The sequence below is a fragment of the Cohnella sp. LGH genome, from assembly GCF_017671885.1.
Classification (GTDB): domain Bacteria; phylum Bacillota; class Bacilli; order Paenibacillales; family Paenibacillaceae; genus Cohnella; species Cohnella phaseoli.
The window spans coordinates 6,580,335-6,602,386 of record NZ_CP072117.1 but is presented as its reverse complement, the minus strand read 5'-3'; the positions used below and the strand labels follow the sequence as shown (position 1 = coordinate 6,602,386).

13 protein-coding genes are annotated in these 22,052 nt (G+C 45.4%); 2 read left to right on the top strand and 11 right to left on the bottom strand.

Going from position 1 to position 22,052, the window contains the following annotated elements:
* Positions 1-54: 54 nt before the first annotated feature.
* The 3 genes from J4772_RS27490 to J4772_RS27480 form a co-directional block, all read right to left on the bottom strand.
* Positions 55-516: a phage holin family protein gene (locus J4772_RS27490; protein ID WP_209072302.1), complete on the bottom strand. Its 462-nt coding sequence runs from the start codon at positions 514-516 to the stop codon at positions 55-57.
* A 102-nt stretch (positions 517-618) separates the two neighbouring features.
* Positions 619-7,602, bottom strand: a complete 6,984-nt coding sequence (locus J4772_RS27485; protein WP_209072301.1) for a peptidase G2 autoproteolytic cleavage domain-containing protein — start codon at positions 7,600-7,602, stop codon at positions 619-621.
* Positions 7,603-7,659: 57 nt separating this feature from the next.
* Complete coding sequence (locus tag J4772_RS27480) at positions 7,660-9,177, bottom strand: fibronectin type III domain-containing protein (protein ID WP_209072300.1); 1,518 nt, start codon at positions 9,175-9,177, stop codon at positions 7,660-7,662.
* A gap of 107 nt (positions 9,178-9,284) precedes the next feature.
* Between J4772_RS27480 and J4772_RS27475 the strand changes: the two genes are divergently transcribed.
* The gene (locus J4772_RS27475) at positions 9,285-9,899 is read left to right on the top strand and encodes a stalk domain-containing protein (RefSeq protein ID WP_209072299.1); all 615 of its coding nucleotides are present in this window, start codon (positions 9,285-9,287) and stop codon (positions 9,897-9,899) included.
* Here the strand turns inward: J4772_RS27475 and J4772_RS27470 are convergent.
* Positions 9,886-10,722 (bottom strand): hypothetical protein, encoded by an 837-nt coding sequence (locus J4772_RS27470; protein ID WP_209072298.1) that lies wholly within the window; start codon positions 10,720-10,722, stop codon positions 9,886-9,888. The two genes, J4772_RS27475 and J4772_RS27470, sit on opposite strands and share 14 nt — an antisense overlap.
* A 440-nt stretch (positions 10,723-11,162) precedes the next feature.
* On the opposite strand from J4772_RS27470, the gene J4772_RS27465 reads away from it, so the two are divergent.
* Entirely contained in the window at positions 11,163-11,723 is a 561-nt protein-coding gene (locus J4772_RS27465; protein WP_209072297.1) for a stalk domain-containing protein, read from the top strand.
* Positions 11,724-11,729: 6 nt separating this feature from the next.
* Here the strand turns inward: J4772_RS27465 and J4772_RS27460 are convergent, their stop codons facing one another.
* From J4772_RS27460 to J4772_RS27430, 7 genes are all read right to left on the bottom strand, one after another.
* On the bottom strand, positions 11,730-12,083 hold the full coding sequence (locus tag J4772_RS27460; protein ID WP_209072296.1) for a hypothetical protein: 354 nt from the start codon (positions 12,081-12,083) through the stop codon (positions 11,730-11,732).
* Between the two features lie 5 nt (positions 12,084-12,088).
* Positions 12,089-14,935, bottom strand: coding sequence for a phage tail protein (locus tag J4772_RS27455; RefSeq protein ID WP_209072295.1), 2,847 nt, complete (start codon positions 14,933-14,935; stop codon positions 12,089-12,091).
* 15 nt (positions 14,936-14,950) lie between these two features.
* A complete protein-coding gene (locus J4772_RS27450; protein WP_247741235.1) occupies positions 14,951-15,724 on the bottom strand; it encodes a distal tail protein Dit in 774 nt (257 codons plus the stop codon).
* Positions 15,725-15,745: 21 nt separating this feature from the next.
* The gene (locus tag J4772_RS27445) at positions 15,746-20,014 is read right to left on the bottom strand and encodes a hypothetical protein (RefSeq protein ID WP_209072293.1); all 4,269 of its coding nucleotides are present in this window, start codon (positions 20,012-20,014) and stop codon (positions 15,746-15,748) included.
* A 36-nt stretch (positions 20,015-20,050) separates the two neighbouring features.
* A complete protein-coding gene (locus J4772_RS27440) occupies positions 20,051-20,485 on the bottom strand; it encodes a hypothetical protein (RefSeq protein WP_209072292.1) in 435 nt (144 codons plus the stop codon).
* Complete coding sequence (locus tag J4772_RS27435) at positions 20,482-20,946, bottom strand: hypothetical protein (RefSeq protein WP_209072291.1); 465 nt, start codon at positions 20,944-20,946, stop codon at positions 20,482-20,484. The genes J4772_RS27440 and J4772_RS27435 overlap by 4 nt, the downstream gene beginning before the upstream one ends.
* A gap of 314 nt (positions 20,947-21,260) precedes the next feature.
* Positions 21,261-22,049: a hypothetical protein gene (locus tag J4772_RS27430; protein ID WP_209072290.1), complete on the bottom strand. Its 789-nt coding sequence runs from the start codon at positions 22,047-22,049 to the stop codon at positions 21,261-21,263.
* Between the last annotated feature and the right edge of the window lie 3 nt (positions 22,050-22,052).

The window sequence follows — 22,052 nt, the reverse complement described above, 5'->3', positions numbered from 1 at the left end:
TCTCCTTTCTAATAGAATAAAAAAGGACGGCATCCAACATTCTCGCGAGGATTGTTATACCGTCTCTTTATTTTCTTCTTTGATATTAGATTCTTCACTTTTTACTTGCAGAACCGTAATGACTTTCCGTAGAATTCCAGGAACCTTGATCCCAATACGTCCGTAGTTCTCCAAACTTGATACTAGTTCGTTAGCAAGCCAAAAATAGATAACGCCACTCATCACATAGTTTGTTCCAAGAGCAATATCGATCCGATGTGCCATAAACACCATCAATAGAATTAACCCTTTCTTAAACAAACCCCAAAAGCCGATTGTGCTCTTCAATCCTTTTCTTTCTTTAAGACTCGCAGCGCAGCCCGTAATGTAGTCAACTGCAAAAAAGACAAACAAAAGTTCCAAATTACCACTCCATCCACCAAAGGCATAGGTAATAATAGCTCCGAAAAGGCCTGACAGCGTATAGAGCCATGTCCAATCCCTGTTTGCCAAAAACTTAAATGAAAAATCGTACATCCTATGCACCAACCTTTTTTAAAATAGAAAGAGAGCGAGTGGAAAATCTCGCTCTCTTTTAGAAATTTAGTCGGGGTGCATAGTGATGTGCACCCCGACTATTTACTTCACTAGAACTTGTACCATGTTTTCAGCCACACGTTTCATGACACGGTAGCCACTAGTCGAAGCTGTAGCTACTCCGTCATCACCGGACTTGCAGTAGCCGTTTACTTGGCATGTCCCATCGTCACGAACGAGTAGTTTACCCACCATACCGATTGGAGCCCATTCCTTACGCTTTTCACGGGAAACGTACTCTTCCTCAGGATTCCAGTCGGGGTTGTACACTGGTTGAATCTCAATGCGCTCTGCTGAGACTTGTTCACCATCTTCCCCATATACAGGGGGAACTATAACCTCATGGTACTGGATGCGACCCCACTCATCTGTCACATACTTCTCTTTCCAGTCGTCAGCATAGCTGTCTCCAACTATAGATGGTGTGGCAGATACTACTCCTAATATGAAGTCGTCGCTAGTTGTGGCTGTACGTATTAGGTCGCCGTCGAGCGCTACAAAGCGACCAACACGATCTTCAGCATCAGGGTTGCCATCCAGCCATTCAAAATACTCTGCGTAATCAGCCCCTGTAGAATTGAATGCACTTAGACCAAAGACTGCCCCATTAAATGTAACGCGGAAGGCGTTACCTTTGGTAGCTGAATTCGAACCGTTACCAATAACAAAGGCATCAGCGGTCGGGCTATAGGACGTTTGCGTCCCACTCATAGTTTTGTTAAACTGGCCCATAGCGTGTGATGCAAAGACTGAAGCTACAGTACCGTTACCTTCTGCATGGGCACTATCCGCAGTTGCCTGTGTACTGATACCCTCGGCATGAGAGGCTTTTCCTGATGCTGTTGTAACCGAGCCCTCAGCATGAGAGGATTCTCCTGATGCCTGTGTACTGCTACCTTCGGCATGAGAGGCTTTTCCTGATGCTAATACGCTGTTACCCTCAGCATGAGAGTAATCACCCAGAGCTGTCGTTTGCACTCCCTCTGCGTGGGAGGATACGCCCCTAGCATATGTGCGCTCCCCCTCCGCATGAGAGTAATCACCCAGAGCTGACGTATTGTTACCCTCGGAGTGGGAAGCCGTACCCAGAGCCTTAGTTAATTGCCCTTCAGCGTGAGCACACCCGGATGCTGCTATAGCAGCGGTACTTTCTCCTTCTGCATGGGTGTATCTACCAATGGCTCTAGTCAGATATCCTTCTGCATGGGCAGCATTACCAGCAGCTAATGTCCTGTAACCCTCTGCGTGGGCTCGACCAGCATTAGAGCCTAGCTTGACCACATATCCATTGCCGAAGTCTACCCAGCCGTCTTGTCGGACTGTGCCATCATACTCAGCAAGGACTAGCTTGTCGCCTCCGATCTTAGTATAGACGGTCATGTGTTTATAGTTGGTGCCATCCGCGGTCACTAGGAATACAGGCTCATATGATTGGTACGGGCTGTTGGATTCAATGGTGATCTGTGCCATCATATTTCCGTCCGCACCAAAAGACAGAATTTTGTGACCTAACACACCATCATGGGCTATAGTCTGCTCTCCCTCTGTGTGTGAGTTAATCGATGTAGCCCTAGTGTTTAAACCCTCAGCGTGGGCATTAGCAGCACGCCCGACATTACCAGTGCCTTCTATAGATGCTGTAAGAGCATTTTTATAAGGCATAATTGCTTCACTATAGTTGACAAAATGTTCAGCAGTCAGCGTCCTAAGTATACCACTGGGTGCTTCCAGTCTGCGCAGTACGGAAGAGTCTCTCACGTCATAGGTGACGTTCGTTGCAGACACAATACCTTGACTCACAGTAAGCTGAGACCCAGTGGATACCAACACAGTAATGTTACCCGCAGATGCTGTAGCATCCATGTAAACATTGGACTTGTTCCTAACCTGTAAGACAGGATTCATTATAGACCCAGACAAGCCTAGTGTTAACATCTCTAGGTGTACTAACTCTGAGTAGTCAATGATCCCCTGTTTCAGGGAACTTATCTTGTTAACCTTCACGTTTTGACAGCCTTCAAGGATAATTCTTGAGTAATTGACGTATACCTGAGACTCCACTGACAAATTACTACTGTTAGTGACCCTCACTACACCACCCGTTGTCTCCCAATCATTGACCTTAATGTAGCCTTTTCCGTGGCAGTTGTCCACGTCCACATGAGTAGTGACCTTGACAAGCCCAGTGACAGGCGCCAAGTTGTATGAACCTACAATATTCCTCAATACTATTCTGTCTATGTTAACCGTATCGTTGTTGCCAAACGTGTTGTTGGACAAGTATACATCCATACCATTCTGTAGGATCAGGTTTGACAGCTCCAGCACAGGAATATTACCAGGCCCACCAATGTCTATGATCAGTTTAGGCTTAACAATGACAGAGCCCTTATCAATACCTAGGACTCTTTTGAGTGCCCCAAACGTCTTCACCGCAGTCCTAGGTGTTAGGCCGTTATTGGTGTCGCTGCCTGTGCTTAGGTCTAAATAGAATCTGACATACCCGTTCCCGGCATCATCCTCTATGACTTTAACTACACCAGTACTAGAGGACACAACAGCACCTACACTTTGCGTAATAGCAACCCTATTATTGCTGGCAGAGGAGTCCACCGCCAAAAATACACCGTCTCCGTGGGTAATGGAAGTCCAGCTATTTGAGCTAATATTCCCCATGTCATCGGTAAGGTATTGCAAAACCTCCCAGTTGTAGCCATCACGTGACACCATGACGGGCATACCAAAATCGCTTTCACGGGCAACGGCTACGAATCTTCCATTATCGTAGGTTATGGATGACCATGCTGCATACTGGATGTAAGAGTTGACTGTGTTAGCAGACACCCATGAGATACCATCCGAGGACACCATGATACGTTGGAAACCGCTGCTAGATACGGCCACGTATAGCCCACCACCATAGGTAACAGCTTCCCAAGCACTGTCAACATAGGCCATAGCAGACTGCCAGGTAGCACCTCCATCTTTAGAGTAAGCCACCTGATCGCCATACGTGCTAGTCTTAGCCACGGCTAGGAACGTTTCTGTATCTGGGTTATAGGTTACTGATGACCACTCGTTTAGGTTAGGCATCTCTCGTAACGTCCAAGTCTTAGCGTCTGGGGAAGTCATAGCGCCCCCATCAGCGGATACAGCCACGAACCAGTGGTTACGCTGCCCAAAGTTAGGCAGGGTGTAAGCACCGGAAACCACGGAAGACCATTCCCATGTATCAACGGCATGAGTTGTCCAAGTGTTGCCTCCATCCACTGACCTCATAACCCTATCATCAATTCCCTCTGATGACACGGCTACAAACACTGGTTCACCACCATATACTGGGGAGGTATATCCAAAGCATATAGATGACCAACGATTGTTAGATGTTGTAGTTTTGGTGACCCAAGTCTTACCCTTGTCATTGGACATCATAATCCTGTGCCCAGGGCCGGACTTAGCTACAGCCACGAATCTTCCTAAACCATATGCAACAGATGACCACACGTTGGCAACAGGACTGTTTTTTAGTTCCCACTTCTCCAGAGGGAACCCAGCCTTCGAGGATAGACCTTGCTCTATAGATGACTGTATGCTGCCCAAGGATCTACCTTTCCAGTCTGTGAAGTCCCCAGTTATTTTTGTATTACCGAACTGATCTACTTCCATAGCATTTATACGGTTTGCTGGATCACCGCCGCCTATCTCAAATAGGTTACTTGGATCGTTATAGTTGTATCTACCTATGACGGTCTGGTACTCTCCACCAGCTATAGTATCCCTACCACCCGCATATGAACCTGTTCCGGAAGCCTCAGTTCCTACACCGCTTGCATGGGAAGCCATACCAGTGGCATATGTGTCCATGCCCTCTGCATGGGAGTATGCCCCTTGGGCAACGGAGCTAGAACCCTCAGCATGGGATGCGTCACCAAATGCCTTAGTGTTGACACCCTCAGCATGGGCATATTTACGCGCACGGCTATTTCGGCCCTCTGCATGGGAACTATCTCCTTCAGCGGCGGTAAAAGACCCTTCAGCATGGGAGTTATTGCCCGTAGCCTCTGTAGAGTCCCCTTCCCTTACCGACCCAATGAAGGTAGGGTTGGTTAATTTGTTGTCCGTATAGGTTTTGGCGTTGGTTTCTGCCTCATTCCATGCAGCCTTCTCAGCATCCGTTACATCCATGTTACCTTTATCAGGGACGTTCCCACTCACCAACAGATTGATTACATTATCGAAGTTAAAAGGAATTTCGCCTGTAAATCCTCCGATCATGTTGTTATCTTGGATGGTTACATGCTTAACATTTTTAATGTTGACAGCATATCGTGGAACTCTACCATCAAAACTTACAAGGTGATTTCCTGAGATGAGTAGCCCTTCACCATTTAAGGATACTTTCCCTTCCATATGAATAAGGTCATAGGTATTATTTGTTTCACGAGACGAAGTTCTAATAATATTACCTACGAAGCTAATGTTCTTAAATGCATCTTCGAAGTTTAGTTCAGGTGAGTACAACGCATGTTTTCCAGCATTCTCTAAGATATTTTCAGCGAATACGATTGTATTTCCACCTTCTAAATACACGTTGTACTCAGGCCTACCATTGAAGTGATTGTTTATTATCCTAAGTGGGCCACCTTGGATAAGCATATTGCAATAGTCTGAACCGACATTATTACCTTCGCACCAAGAATCTGTGCTACGCCAACTCCATTTGATGCCGATATAAGCATCCTCAATTTGATTATTTTTAATTTTATTCAGATAACCTAAACCATCATATATGCTTGCGTCATCATTGATCCGCATTGCAATTTTAGAACAGTTCTTGATGCGTACATACTCAATAACTGATGTATCGAAATGTCCGTTAATGCCTGAACCGCTACTACTAAACGTATTATTCTGTTTGTTACAATCAATTAGAAGGTGACGAATATTACTCTCATAAGCAAGTCCTTCTGTTTGGATCGCATCAATATCAGTATTGTCCGCAATTTTTAGCTTTGTTCTCCAACCGATTCCGTATAAATTGATATGTTGTTTGGTGACAATCGGAACATTTAAAAGAAAATCACCAGCCGGGATGAAAACGTTGAAAATTGAATTATTATAAGCATATGTGATTGCATCATTAATCGCTTGTGAACTAGAAGTATTTCCAGTTGGATCAGCACCATAATCTAGTACGTTTACTTCTGTTCGTGTTCCAATAGTATTCCATACTGCTTTCTCCGCATCGCTTACAAACCTATTATCAGTATCTTGAATAATAATGGATGCAGGATGGTTTTCAGGATGAACATAATTATTCGCCCCTGCTTCAATTCCATCCAATTTGGTTTGATCTTCGGCAGAAATAAATCCAGCGGCAGATTGCGATGCAAGGGCGTGTGCATCTCCACCAGAACCAATATGGTTTGAAGGCACAGCATCGGTAATACCATAACCTGCTAAAGTCGTAGGCTTACCGCTCAGATTCTCCCAAGAGACATCTTCGATGACAGGCAACTGTTCAGGAAAGACCTTCCCGTCACTTCCAAGACCAGCGTAGCCTCCGGGTTGATTTTTGTTTTCGATATTCTCAGGCGTAAAGCCCAAAGCGTCTTGCTTGCCGCTCCATTCGGCTTTTAACACAGGAGAAATCGAAAGATCGGCATTCGTGGTTGGATTGATAACGACAAGATCGTTGTTTGTAGATAGGATTTCCGATAAACTACCTGCGCCATCTACGCCACGACGAGCAAACAAGTCCCAGTACATCGTATTTGTCGGTGCATGGCCTGTGGATTCCAAAATGTTGATATAGGAGGAGCCGTTAAACTCCACGATGTCCCTTGGTATATAAGCCGTAGTCGCTTGATACGCTCCGCGCCATTTTACATCGTCACCCTTTTCTCCCTTATCACCTTTGTCACCCTTGTCGCCCTTTTCCCCTTGGATGCCTTGCTCTCCTCGGTCGCCTTGATCCCCCTTATCGCCTTTCTCGCCTTGAATACCTTGGATTCCCTGTTCCCCTTGAAGTCCGGTATCCCCTTTGTCACCTTTATCGCCCTTATCTCCCTTTTCACCGGTTAGACCTTGGATTCCCTGCTCTCCTTGGAGGCCAGTATCTCCTCTATCGCCCTTATCTCCCTGATCGCCTTTTTCTCCGGTTAGACCTTGGATTCCTTGCTCTCCTTGGTCGCCTTTGTCTCCCTTTTCGCCTTGGTCTCCCTTGGGTCCTTGTTCCCCTTTATCTCCTTTCTCGCCTTGAATACCTTGTTCCCCCGTGTCTCCTTTATCGCCCCTTTCCCCCTGAATACCTTGGACGCCTTGCTGCGCAACCACGCCCCAGTAGACGGGCTCCAGATCAGGCTTCTTGTTTACGGAATTTTGCAGGGCAATATAGGATGAGCCATTAAAATGAACTTGATTGTTAGCTTCATAGGATGCAGCAGGATTATATTCTCCCTTGAACGACCATGAATTTTTATGAGCTTCGCGGGCCAATTCATTTGCCTGTCTGATAATCTCGGCTTGCTGGATGAAGCTATTTGTTTCGTTGGCATCTTGAATAGCTTCATTAGCAGCTTGGATGGCAGTGTGGGCATCGTTCAGAGCTTGATCGATTTCCTCCAAATGACCAATCGCCGCTTCACCCTTCTCAATAACGTCCTCTAGAGTTTCAACGACGTCGTCGCCATTTCTTTTTGTCCAAATCCGTTTGCTGCTCACAAAATGATTCCCGCGACCAACATACCCAATCGTTACCGTTTTCCCCTCTTGTTCAGGCGCAAAAGTAACGATACCCTCGTTATAATCCACAATAAAGCCTGTTGACGGCAAGCCGGTCTCCGGCATTTCCTTACATTCGAAATATCCGGTAATCGTTACTCCGTTAAGACGAACTGGAATTTCAGCAAGGACAATGTGGTTATTGTTTACTTTTCCGGCCTCGGTAATTGGAATGTAAGGATCCTCAGACGTACCGGCTCTGTACTTGGTAATCGTGCTCAAATCATAATCAAATGATGGCATTGTAAACCCTCCTTAGGATAATAAAAAAAGAACTCTGCTGGAGTCCTCATCAAAGTTTTATTGAATTGCGTTCAAACAAGCGACCAGATCGTTGAAATCCTTGGCTGTGATTGTATCCCCAGCTTCTTTCGGACCAGGTAATCCCGAACTGTTCATAGATGCAATTGCATTTCGAACTTGAGTGAATTGCGCTGCTTTAGGCTGCTGTCCCTTCTCTGCTGAATTATAACTAAATGGGCCTAATCCTTTATAAGTGCGAAGCTCCAGAACTTTCGCAATTAACTTGTTCCATTCCTCTGCGGTAGCGTAAAAGCCAAGATTCGGATTTTTCACTTTGCCGGATATCCGGTCAAATGGAGGACTTAAACTGCAACCTGCATAAGTCCATTCAAAGGGTTCAGGTCTGTCAAACTGTACGGTATTCGACAAACTAATCCCGTATAAAGAGGTGCTGCTCACATCAAGTCTTGCCCGTGCTCTAAAATAGTATTGCTGTATCCCACTGTTTATGGTCCACGATACACTTCCGCCACTCATGGTTGTTGTCTTCGAATCTACCAGTGCGTTATTCGCTCTTAAATATCGGTCAACTATTAAAACAGAAAAGCTCCCGCTTACCTCAGCGAACGTAAAAGTTGCTGTTCCATTCGCATAATTACCCAATAACTTTGGGGTTTTAGGATTTGTCGTCGCGATGTTAGTACCAGAGTATCCCCCCCATGCCGAACCGTTATTTTTACTGGCTCTGACACGAAAGTCGTATTGCAGCCCCCATTGACCAAGAATAAGAGTCGTCGAAGTTGCAGTGGTAGTCCTCGATTGCCATACCTGATTCACTGTTGGTTTGAACTCAAGTTGATACTGATTCGCACCGGATATTGAACCCCATTGGATTACAAAACCTCCGTCAATTCGTTCCGTAACTATCGGAGCAGTTGGTATCGCAGTCAATGTCGTAGCCTGGCCAGCAGTGAAATCACTTCGACGGTTTCCGGCATGATCAAAAGCTTGAGTTCCAACTGTATACAATGTGCCTGCGGACAGACCGGATATCGTTGCTTGGCCGCTTGCCCCGTAAATCGTCGTATGGTAAGTGGATGGGGTCGATGTTTCCCCTAATTGATAGTAGACTCTATATCCCGCAACTCCCGATCCCGTATCCGTAGCGCCCTCAGCAAATATTGTAATACTTGTTTCTGTTATCGCCGTAATCGTGAACAGACCATTAGAACCAGGCGGTGTAGTATCAGTCGGCAATGGCATTGTCACCGTGCTAGAACCAACATTGGTATAACTCCCGCTGGCATTCTGGACAATTCCATACAATGTATACGTTTTTCCTCCCGAGAAAGCATTACCACCGCTTGTTGTTACGGATGGAGTAAAACTACTGCTTCCAGAACCGGTAGTAGTTTGCGTACTCAATATTACCGGAGGTGCAGTCGTAGTATTAGGCGCAGGCAATGTTGACAAGTAGGCGGCCTGATAATATTGCGAACGCCACGGATTGCTTAAACCCGAGATTGACCATGTGACCTCTTTATCGTTGGCAGGCGTACAGTTAAAAATGGCCACTAAACTCTCCTCCTTTTAAATTGAATTGAGTCCTTTATGCTGTTTTCCATATTTTACGTTCTCATCTATAATAAAAATCATCAGCCTTTATTGAGGAGATGATTGGAATGAAACAAACGTCAAAATATGCAATTGTATTCTTGGCAGGCGCTATTTTCGCAACTGCCGGTTCCGCTTATGGTACCGAAGCGATCAAGACTATTAGCGCTAAGCTCCGCCCCGATATTAAAGTTTCAGTCAATGGCAAGCAGTTAGACGCTTCTGCAATCTCTTACAACAACACAACCTACCTTCCATTAAGAAAAGCTGCCGAGGCTGTCGGTGGGAAGATTGAGTTAAACGGCAAGGATATTAATATAGTTACTGAACCAAAACCTGCAAGCCCCAGTAGCAATAATGGAAACTCTAGTTCAAACACAAATAACAATTCTACCGAAACCCCAACACTTGAAAGCAAAGTGTTGTATGAGTGGAGAGAAACCGCTACGTATATTCGTGAGGCAAAAGAAACCTTTGCTACACGACCAGTAATTGACGGTAATATTGTTATTGTCTACAAAGGAACTAATTTTATCACCAAGGATAATATTGATTATTACTACGATAGCAAAATTGATCGTACCTACTACACCGAAGATTTTCTGCTCCAATTTTTGGATAAAGACGACTTATGTCACTTAAACAAATTCCAAGTAAAGAAAAATGTAATTAGCCCCATTTAGCAACAATATTTTGTCGAACCCATGCTTGAGTTGCAACTGGGTCATCATTTACATACAAATCACCACCATTAATATTAACGCCATGCATCGCACTGAGATAGATCTGAGCATAACTGCTGTTATAACCAATAACCGCCATGCTTGTTCCTGTACGAAACCAAATGCTTTTACCAGTTTGGGTATCATTCGTTCCAACATACACATTATTTCCTACTGAAATGTCCGTTGTAATATTAATCTTGCCACCATCGATTGTCGCACCTTTTAGATTTCCCCCTTCGATGGTGGCAGTTGAGGTAATGTTTCCAGAAAATGAGCCGGAAACAAACGTGCCATTGTTAGCATATACGTTCCCATTGATATCAACGGAAAATCGACCGCTCCCAATGCTGATAGTTCCACTCATGATCGTAGGAGCCTGAATATATGATCCAGAGACAAGAGCGTTAGCCGCAATATTCCCGGAAGCCGTGAGATTGCCGGAGCTATCCACAATAAATTTATTATTGATATTCATGGTGCCACCAGTTAGATTAAATCTACTTGCGGTAACCGTCCCATTCAAATCCACCCGAAAAGGAGCACTAGCGAAAGCCGACGCCCCAACCCACAATCCTGTATTGCTGTCGGCTTTGACTACGGCACCGCCGCTACCGATGCTAAGAACGCCGCCGAACAGAGCGTTGCCGCTGCTATCCAGAGAGATCTGATCCGACCACACCGGAGCGCCCGTTGTTCCGGTGTTTTTCTGCACCTTGAACCCGTCATTCGGATTGATTAGCACTTTGGATTTGACCGTGGAATTGATCAGGTTAAGACTCATATCCGTTACCGTCATCCCATTGGCATTGATCTGAACCGATCCGCTGCTGTTGCTGATACTCAGATTCGTCCCGACCAGAATCTGTCCAACAAGCCGTTCAGCAAATACCCCGTTCGCATTAATCGCCGTCGACCAGGTGTTGCCTCCGTTGCGACTGATTGCCAGCAGCCCCTTCTACAAAATCAGAATGTCGTCTGGCGTGTTCGGATCGCTGACAATAACGCCTTTGCGATCGATCGTTACCATATTGTCCACAGAGGCTTGAATGCTTCTGGCCGTTGCATTCCATACACCGTTTAGAATCCGCTGGCTTCGGATTCTTAAGCGACCATGAACCTCACCCCAAACATTGCTAGAATAGAGTTCTTTAGGCTGGTTTCCATATTTTACGTTCTCATCTATAATAAAAATCATCAGCCTTTATTGAGGAGATGATTAGAATGAAACAAACGTCAAAATATGCAATTGTATTCTTAGCAGGCGCAATTTGTGCAACTGCTGGTTCTGCTTATGGAGCTGAAGCGATCAAAACTATTAGTGCGAAGCTTCGCCCCGATATTAAAGTTTCGGTCAATGGAAAGCAGCTAGATGCATCTGCAATATCTTACAACAACACAACCTACCTTCCATTAAGAAAAGCTGCCGAGGCTGTCGGTGGGAAGATTGAGTTGAGCGGCAAGGATATTAATATTGTCACTAATACCCCTTCTAATCAAATAGCCCTCCCACCTAGCAGCAATCCTGATGAAAAAATTACATCACAGCAGAATGGCTACTCTATTCTACGAGAGGGAGCTGAAAAAAACGGAATCTCCATCAGAGATATAAACTATAACTCCGAAACAAATACCCTTACTTTTACAAACACTGAATTTACCGTAATGGTACAAGACCACTATACACCTAATTGCGATGCCTACAGAGGTGATAAAAACTACGTGTATATACGTGACAGTTTATTGAAATCGATCAGTGAGTTTTACGAGAAAACGGATAAATAACTTCTGTTAAAGCTCTACTCTTATTTCATGCCCTTTTTTTAAGTACGTACCATTAAAGCATTCAACGATTACTCTTAATGGTACGTACTTAAAACCCTGATAAGAAATATATCCATTCCGAAGCGCCACAACATTGTTGAATAACACCGTACTCTCACCTATTTGAATCTTGTTATCTCTTGTTAACAAGGTTAAATATTCTGTTTGAAAATCGTAAGAAATTTCCCGTTTCGATATCATTAAAACTTCCGATAAAGTTTCTAAATTCACATAAACAATTCCGTCTGATTCAATTTGCATGTTATATAAGACATTTATTAATGAATTGTTTCTATAGATTATCAGACTAAGTTCAATCATCCTACCTACCCCCATTTAGAAATTACACCATGAACATTCCCCCAAAAATACCAATCTCCATCACAATTAATCTGTTTTTGGGGAGTTCCCAATCTAATGGCCGTGATGTCGTCATATATTCGAAACAATTCATAGGAATCATGATAAAAATACATATCTGAGTATCCAGAACTCATAGTAACTCGTGTTCCACTACTAGCCGTCTGAATTGAGCTTGCCGTAATCGTTGATCCAGTAACTGTACCGCTAAAAGTACCTGACCTTGCAACAAGTGAACCATTCATCCCAACTCTAAAGGGAGCATTTGCAAAAGTAGAATTCCCCAAATAAATGCCATTTTCATCAGCTTTAAATATGTTATTTCCACTACCAATAGCAATTGTGCCACCAAAAATACTGGGTGAATATATTTGACTCCCACTGATAAATGTTCCGCCAGTATATGTGCCATTTGCAATGGCTGAGGATATTGCGAGTGCGCTATACGCTGTCGATGCTGCATTTGTTGCAATGGGGTCACTATTTATATTTGCCCATTGAATGCTTCCGTTCGTCATCGTAATATTGCCAGTAATATTAGCACCAGTAGCTGTAATAACCCCATCACTATTAACGTTGAAGTTGCCCCAGCCAAGAAAGCCTCCTTTCAGTTCAACGTTGGTAGCGGTTATTTTTCCATTCAGATCCACCCGAAAAGGAGCATTAGCGAAAGCCGACGCCCCGACCCACAGACCAGTATTGCCGTCGGCTTTGACTACGGCACCGCCGCTACCGATGCTAAGAACACCGCCAAACAAGGCGTTGCCGCTGCTATCCAGAGAGATCTGATCCAACCACACCGGAGCGCCCGACGTTCCGGTGTTTTTTTGCACCTTAAGCCCGTCGTTCGGATTGATCAGTACTTTGGATTTGAACGTAGAGTTGACCACGCTCAGGCTCATATCCGTCACCGTCATGCCGTTGGCATTGATGTTAACCGAGCCGCTGCTGTTGCTGATGCTCAAATCCGTACCGACTAGAATTTGCCCGACCAGTCGCTCGGCAAAGACGCCGTTCGCGTTAATCGCCGTTGACCAGGTGTTGCCTCCGTTGCGACTGATTGCCAGCAGCCCCTTCTGCAAAATCAGAATGTCGTCTGGCGTGTTCGGATCGCTGACGATAACGCCTTTGCGATCGATCGTTACCGTATTATCCACGGAAGCTTGAATGCTTCTGGCCGTTGCATCCCATACGCCTTTTAGAATCTGCTGAGCTTCGGACGCTTCCTCGGATGCTTGATTCCACAAGCCGCTGTTACTGATCACGTTCTGTGAAGCCGTTCGCGAATTATAGAGTTCTCTGAGAAAACGTTCCTCGTCGCTCAATAGCTCCCTAACATTGCTAATCACAACGCCGATATCGCCGGATTCAAAATCGTAGTTGAGCTCAATAATTTTGGCCTGTACATTCAGCCCGATGCCGGCATTTCGGATTGTCAACACATCTCCAAGTCGGAACTTGTCCCATTTGTCCTGTTCCTCAACAACCTCCAACAGGTTAACCATGTTGATTTCCACAACAAGCTTAGGCTGCTTGACCTTATCAAACTCTTTCACCAGCACCTCATACAGCTGCTCTGGCTTGGTAATGTTGGTGTTCTCATAAGTCCCCTCGATGATATACGGGTTCAATTCCTCAAGCTGTCCGACTGTAAAATTAGCACTTAAGGACAGCGCTTGCTGAAGCGTAGCAATCTGGACCTCTACATTGTCCATTCCGGTCTCGGCGCTGGCAATTTCGCTGTTTTTGACCGCAATCTGCAAATTCTTGGCGTTCTTCTGTGTAACCAGAGCGCTTGTACTTTGCTTGTTGTAGTTAGCATCAGCAATCTGATTCTCGATACTCGCCAGCTCATTTTTCAAATCATACAATTCATTGGTACGATCTGTTAAAGTATCTTGCAAGGCTTGCAGCGAACTAAGATACCCTTTATAGATGCCTCGCTTAGACTCCAGCAGCCCCCGATAATCCAGCAGAGCATGGCATAAACTATCGCTCATATAGTCGCTGTGCGCCAGCACATTTCTCTGATCATTCCTGGAAAAAGGGTACATGAAGTAAGAGACATCCAGCAAATAGTTACTCCCCGTCACGTTTACGCTTTGAATACCGATTCCATTGGCGCCGAACCCTTTGAACAATGTAAAAAACTCATCCGTGCTTTCGCTCTTGGTCGCGCTCTTGAGCAGGCTGCCGTACGCTACCTCCAGCCCTTTGTTCATCCCGTATTCGTCAAATTGAACCAGATTAATCGTTCGCTGTTCGGAATTGAAAGTCACAAGTGAGCCGAATGTAGACGCGACATCGAACACAACGTCCAGTGCGTTTGAGTCCGACACCGACAGGGAGCGGTACATGGTATCGAAGTCCGCATCGACTACTCCAAGCTTCCACAGGCTCGACTCCAATATCACAGACAAGATTTGCGTCACATTCTTGCTGGTGGCTTCGTATTTTCGCACATTTTTGTCGGCAAGCTCGTACGCAAGCCCGTAGCATTGAATGTCCTTTCGATCCATGTCCTCCATGATGTCGGAAGGAGCTTTGATCATAAACCATTCCGCTTCGGTTCCGTAAACGTATTTGATCAGATAGCGATTCTTCGTTTTCTTGATATTCGGATTGTCCAACTGTTTGTTCATACGAGCAATTCGATACGGCAGCGAAAAGTTCAACGTCGGAACGTTGCCAAGCTTCGTGTTCAGTTTAATGTTGTAGGCTTCGGGAAGCTCGCCGACTATCGTTCTGTTCGGAGTCGCCACATATAATCGCGGACGCTCCGGCTCTGTGTATTCGTTCGCATTCAGGATCATCGTCTGTCGCCTCCTTTACTGAAGTCTCTTAAACTGATATACGAACTTTAATCTGCAGCTTCCTTGAATGAGCAGCTTGTTATCGAAAATAGAAAGAATCAAATAATCTCCTCTTAACTTGTCGTAGCGATAAGTAAGCGGAAGATCTGTCTTGATGAGACGATTCTCGCAATCAATATCCACCGTCTCCTTGTCGACCAATTGCACCAAAGTCATTTCCGCATTGCCGTTAGACTGATTCCGAATCGTGACATCGCCACTGCCTACTTTGTAGATAGAGACGATTGGCTTGCATTCCGCATCTCCGATATTTTCAAGCTCTATAATTGTTCCGCCAACAGGATTATTAGAAAGATCAAATACCTGCTCATAGACAGGCGTATAGGCGTAAGCATCGCAGCACTCAAAATTCAGCCGAACATAGCCCTGCTTCAAAGAATTGTGAATCAGCTCGGGGCTATCTACACACAGACAGTAGTAGATTTTGTCCGGCTCTTCCGCAAACACCAGCGGCGCATAATATTTCGGAGACAGCAGCCATCTCGCCACTTCCCTGAGCTTGTCCTCGTTCTCCCATCCGGTTTTCCAGGCGAATGTCACCGTAAATTTGAGTTCTTCAAGCTCAATTTCCTGAAAATATCCCCGATCCCTTCCCCTGATCCGCTGCTTACGAATCGTTCTACTTGCGGCAAAAGGTTCACTCAACATGCCGGATTCCATATTGACGTTAACGATACCGAAATCGTCCGACCTTTGCCCATTAAAGGTAAAATAAATGCTTGATCGCATAGTCAATGTCAATTCACCTCCCTAAATCCGATTGCCTCTCTGAGATTGTGTCTTGATATGCTTAAACAGCGCCTTGGCTCCGGCTTCTCCGCCTTCCAGACGCTCGATTCGAATATCATATTCATAATGATTGGTATTTCCGGAGGTGCCTGCTCCCGACAGAAGAAATTTTGGAGCCATATTTAAGCCTTCGGCCACATTCGCAATCATCCGCTGGACAAATGGTATCGGATCTTTAATGACTGCCTCACCTTTTTTTAGGACGGAAAGAACCTCGTTGGACTTCAACATGCCCGTCCACCATTTATCGGTTGTTGTATTCTGAACTCCAACTTCTCCGCCCTCATGGAATTTTTTTAAGTTATTGAATTGAACAGGCGTCTTCACAGATTCTGTAAGCCTCGTCGTTATTGTTGCAGTTTTAGCATTAGGCGTGACCGGTAGTCGATAGGGAGACAAGTTTAGATTAGATATCCCCGCAATTTCATTTGCAATATTCTGAATTCTCTGTGCATCTGCCAGCTTTTCAACGAGATTCCGATCTATGCTTGCGCCGATTGCGTCCATATAGACCTGAACACTATTCGAGAAATTAAGCAAGACTTCTTGCATTTTAACAGTGTTGTTTTCAAGCAGCGCCTGCTTTAAGGTAGAATACTGCATGTCTGCAGCCAAGTCGTTCTGCCACTTCTGCTCTGCCGCATCTTTAGCAACTTTGATCTCATCCTCTTTCTTTTTAAGCAGATCGTCATAATTTTGCTCCCGCAAGCTTCTGGTCCGATCCAACTCAAGTTTACGAATCTCTTCCGCCTTGTCGGCCAGTTCTTGCTCCAACTGCTCTCTCTTGTACTGCCCCTCAATGGAATTGTCCAAGGAAAGAACAGCGAGTTGCTTTTTCAGTTCAGCTTCTTCCTTTTGTAGCTTGGAACGATTGGCATTAAAATCCTCTTCTTCGTTTTCACGTTTGAACAGCTTTTTACGTTCCTCAATGAAGCTCCTGTAATCCTCCAGTTGGTCGTCGAGAAGCTTTTGTGCTGCTTTTCCCTGCTTTGCATAGAAGTCTTCCAGAGCTGACATAGCGTCTTTCGCCGAAGATTTAACTGAATTCTCCCAAGCGGAAACCGCCTGAGCTTGTTCCACAGTATAGTTCTTGACATACTCCCGAAGCACTTCAAGCTTAGCCTGCGCCCGATGTCTCTCTTCGTCTTTCAACTCGGTCGAGAGCTTGCGTTCCAGTTCAACAATATCTTGATTGTATCTGTCGATCCCCTTCGTCAACGTATCATGAATCTGTTGGTCAAGTTCAGCCGCTTTTTTCCTTTCTTCATCTGTATCGATGTTGCCCAAGAGAGACTTCGCGTATTTGAGCTCCTCCAGCGTCTTATTAAACCCGAAGGACAGAGCTTCTGCTTGGGATTTTCCGTACTGCTCGGATTCCTGGATTAAATTCTCATCCACCTGTTTTTTTTCCTGCTTTAGGTTTTCGAGGTGAACTCGATTGGCCTCCTTCTCCTGCTTGCTGCTGTTCTTGTTTAGAATGACAGCATTGGCCTTTGCAATTTCGGCGTCAATTTGGCCTTGCTCTTGCGATAACGCCTTTATGATTTCAGCAGAATACTGGGCGAGCAACTTTTTCTCGTCTTCTGTATTGATCTCGCCTAGCATTGCAATTTTATGCTGCGCTTTGTCCTGCTTTCGAGTCGACGCCGCTGTTATCTTGTCCAGCCCGATCTGGAGCGTGTCGGCTAAATCGTTAGTTGCCGCTCTCAATTGCGAAGCTGTATCTGCGATCTCACCCGCAAGCTCCAAATAACGTTCTACGAATTGTTCCAGTTCTTCTGCGGTATGGCCTAATCTGGACGCAGCTTTTCCTTTAGAGAGAGTGAGCAGCCTCTTCTCGACATCGGCGACGACTTCTCCAGCGCTGTCTACAAGCCCGGTTTTCGTCAGCTTTGTCCTTAAGCTGTCCCGCTCCTTTTCCTGTTCTTTACTAAGGTTATTCAGAGACTTCGCAAGATCGGAATATAAGGAAATTCGCTTGGCCAAACGCTTATCGTACAAGCCTCTTTGAGCAATCGCCAGTTGAATTTCATCGTTATTCTGTTCAAGCAAACGATTGTAATCATCAACTTCCTGCTTTGATTTGGAGAAGTTAAGACTGGGTTCGTATTTCTCCTTTGATATTGGCGGCGCTTGTATGCTAGAGGTTTTAGAAGTATTAGTGTTTTGCTGATTCAGCAGATTCACCAATGCCTCTTTTTCTTCTATCTCTTTCCTATACTGGTTATCCAGTTCTATCTCTTCCGGAGTCATAACGTTTATTGTACCGTCTCTTAATAAAGCCTCATTATAACCCCGAACTTGTATATAATATGCTTCTCGAAGGCGCCGCTTGTTCTCCAACTCGTTACGAAGATTGGTTGTCGTCTGGATAGAATTTTTTAATTCTTCAATTTTATTAGCACGTTCTTGATCCATAACCTGCTTTAACAATTGACCTTTTTGAAACGTAAAATCGTTGGTCTGAGCCAAATACTTGGCCAACTCCGGGTGCAGAGTAATCAAATCAGTAACTGTATCTGCAGATAGTTGTTCACCTTCATTTAGTTTTTGGTACGCATTCTCAAGCGAAGATAACGACTTAATTGAGCTCTTGACAAACTTGGCTGTTTCCTCAGAAGACATCGCAATAGGGTTGCCGCTTTCAAACAATGCCAGGATCGAATTTCGAAAAGAATCTGTAACTGTAATACCATCATGAAAATCATTTAGGAGGCTTGTGACCTGATTCCTGGCATTCTCTATCCCCTGAATGTCGCCTGACTTCTGTGCATCATTGAAATTGACCAAAATTTGTTCAAATCCCGATTCACGCAAAATCGCATGAGCTTCAAAAATATTATTGATCTGTGAATCGAGATCCTTACCATTACGAGCAATCGAATCAAGCAACCCCTCCATAAATGCTCTCTGCACATCCGACACATTAGCTCCCCTGGTCTGTAATGTAGAAAGATAGAGGTCCAATTCCGTCCTTAAGATGTCCGTCGTTTCTGATAAGGCTATTTTCAGATTATTTCTCTTTGTCTCAATTCCTAATATCAGATTACTGATATTACTATCTATTGTATTCAGTTGATCATTCAACTCATCTTCCGAAAAAGTTTTATACGGAGAGTCCAATCCTTTTTCAGATTCAAATGTTTCACGATATCTCTCAGCTCTACTTTGAAAGTCTCTGATCTTTGCCTCATCTTTACTAATCGAATCTTCAGTATTCTGAATCGTATCCGTTCGCTCGTTATCCTTAACCTTCAACTTCAACTTATCTAGTTTGTGCTGAGCAGCAATTTCCTCGTTAAGAGCAGCAATCCTTATCTTAATTGCACTGGAGGTCGCTAAAGCATCACCTTCCGCATTAATTGCGCTTGCCGATACACCATAGGATTTGACGAGTTGCGTCTGGAGTTCCAGTAGTTTCTGTTTTTGTTCGATCGTTGCATATCCGGCTTCTCGCGCAGCACGCAAGGTTTCATATTCTCCTGCCAATTGCCGCAGTTCGTCTCTTTGCTGCTTCAACGAGTTAACATGATCAAGGTTGATTCGTTCCGCTTCTTTGGTTTTCTCATTAGTTCCTGAGAAGGCCTTGAATAGCTCCCCAATCCCCCAGATCACTCCGCTTATAATCGCCAGAGGAAGAATGGCCTTCCCTAACATGATAAATGAGTATGAAAGAACTTGCGTACTTGCTCTGAGTACCCCCTGAGTCGCAGCTAAACGTGTAAACTCAGTTCCAATAAAGGCCAACTCATCTCTTAGGGGCTTAAGAATTTCCTTGTTAAAATCAGACATCGTTACCAGGGCCCCCATAAAATCAATCCCATCATTTAGAGCTCCCAAAAGCCCGCCCGAAGCAGCTTCACTAGAGACCGCCTCCGCCGATCGCGCGCTGGCTTCAGCCGCAAGCGACTGAATCCGTACCAGTTGCTCTCCCAAGATGTTCCATTCTACGTAGGCTGCCGAAGCCGCCATTCTTGCAGCCTCCCCTAGCTGCTGCAGGCCAGTTGCAGCCAATCCCGCTTGTACAGAGATATCTGCCATCGCATCTTTCGCCTTGTCAAGGCTCGCCAAAATACTAACGATTTTTTTATCTAAATCTATTTTTAACGTCAATGACTTAAATGCTGAATGCTTTTCCAGCTTCTTCATTGCCTTATTTATATCCCGTACAACCGTGTCCTGATCAATCGCCACAGACAACGTCGCCCTCAAATCATTCCCATTTGCCAACTTAAACTCTCCTCCCCCAGTAAGGCCCGGTTACCTTCATTCATTCTGATAAATTCCCTCGAACAGCCGACATACCGCTTCATATTCCAGCGCAGCTTGGCCCGACCAAGCCACCGGACATTCGTCGACGCATTCCTTCATTACGAGCAGCATTTCCCGATTCGTTTCGCTCTCTTCCACAACGAACTCCTCCAGCAACAGTTCCTGCAGATCGCTGCGAAAGGCCTCGGGATCGATGATGTCCGCCTGTCCGCTGCCATTCTCGTCTCGCTCGATCACAACGATGTCGCCGTTCTCATCCAATTGCGCATGCTCCTTGATCAGATCCATTCTGAATCTCTCGAATTTCGCCTGATGCTCTCCCAAAATCTCAATCAAGCGAACTCTCATGCGCGACCTTTTGCCGGCCAGCGTCAGATGCTCCAGCAGCCATTTCGAATAAAACTCGATTTCTCCGTATTTAATCTTCATTGTCCGCTCTCCTTGCCCTTTTCGGTAGGCCAGGTTTCAAGCTGAGCCTGCATATTTCGATTTACCTCCTGAATGGCCGCATTCAGCTTTTCCAACTCCTGCTGGGGGAACTCGTTCAAGATTTGTTCCATAACGCCCAGGTCAAGCAGCTTCTCGCCGACACCGATCATCTGTCCCAAATCTTCAGGAATGATGCTGCCAAGCGTGGTGAAGTGCTTAAGCAGCAGCATGTAGTACACGAATACCATCGCTCCGCTGCCGAGCTTCTTGCCGCCTTCCTTCATCGCGTTCAGTATATCCATATAGTCCAGCACCAGCTTCTGGATCGACGTCTTCCTGAACCGTTGATAGATTTCCGTATAGTCCCCCGTGCTCAGTTCTACCCGCTTAAGCGAGCCAAACTCCTTGCTATGCTTGCGATTAATGCCGGCCACAGTCAGTTTCGTTTGTTTTGCTGCCATATTCGTAACCTCTCCCGTTCGTTATTGGATATTATCTTAAAGCCCACAATATCGAATCATGAGCTTTAAGATAATATAAAGGGGCTGTCCCGTAAGCCAAGCAAGTTGTTGTGAGAGATAATCGAAGATAAAAGTGCACGGTATATGTACCTCCCTCCGATGCTATACGCTCCTGAAATCTGATTAGGCAAACCCGTTACAAGGTCATTTCAGGAGCGTATGAGGCAGTCTCCGGGAGGTACATACACCTTCTTCCTCTATCGATCATCTCTAGTAACTCTACTTATGGGACAGCCCTTTATATCAGCTACTTATTAAATCACTTCATCCTGATCGTAGATCATCATGCTCCACAGATCGTTGGACACGGGGTCCTTAAGGGCCTCAAGATTAAGGTCAAGTACCGCAGGGTCGCCCTCAACGGCAAGATTCAGGTTAAATGCATCCTCGAACTTGGCGTTCGGAATTGTAATTTGCGCAGCGAAATCCTTCTTCGTAAACTCGTCGCGCACGAGGCAGTCGAGAACGACTTTGAAGGTGCCTCCGAAGGCATCAGACGTAACCTTCATTTTCTTGGCGGAAGCGTCGGAGGTTGCGCTGTAATAGACCGACAGTACTTTTCCGTCCGTGAAATCACCGGCGTAGAAGGTCAAGTTTTTCCCAGCGATCGAATATTCACCCGTTGCCGGAGTACCGCTCGCCAGAGCAACCTCGTCGCCCAAAGTGCCGTCCGCGTTCAACTCAAACACGCCGATCGGCGTGCCGACCGGGGTTTTATCCAGAACCGCCGCATTGGATGCGACTTTAACATTCTCGATGACGTGAATCGGAGCAGCGCCCTCGGACAGCACGTTACCGGTCAGCATGGCCAAAGCTTTATTGTCGAAAATCGCATCCTGAAGCTTGATTTTGGACTCCCGGTTGCCCGAGAAGCCGACCAGCTTCGGATTGCCGAAGCCGCCGCGCGAGTATACGGTTTCTCCGGTCGTTTCCAGTCCGGATGTTTTCAACGTGCGAAGCGTCGTCACTGGTTTGCCAGTAACAAGGTTATAAAAAGTTGCGATGCCTGCATCGCGAATTGCCCAACGGTTAGGTGTTGCCATAGT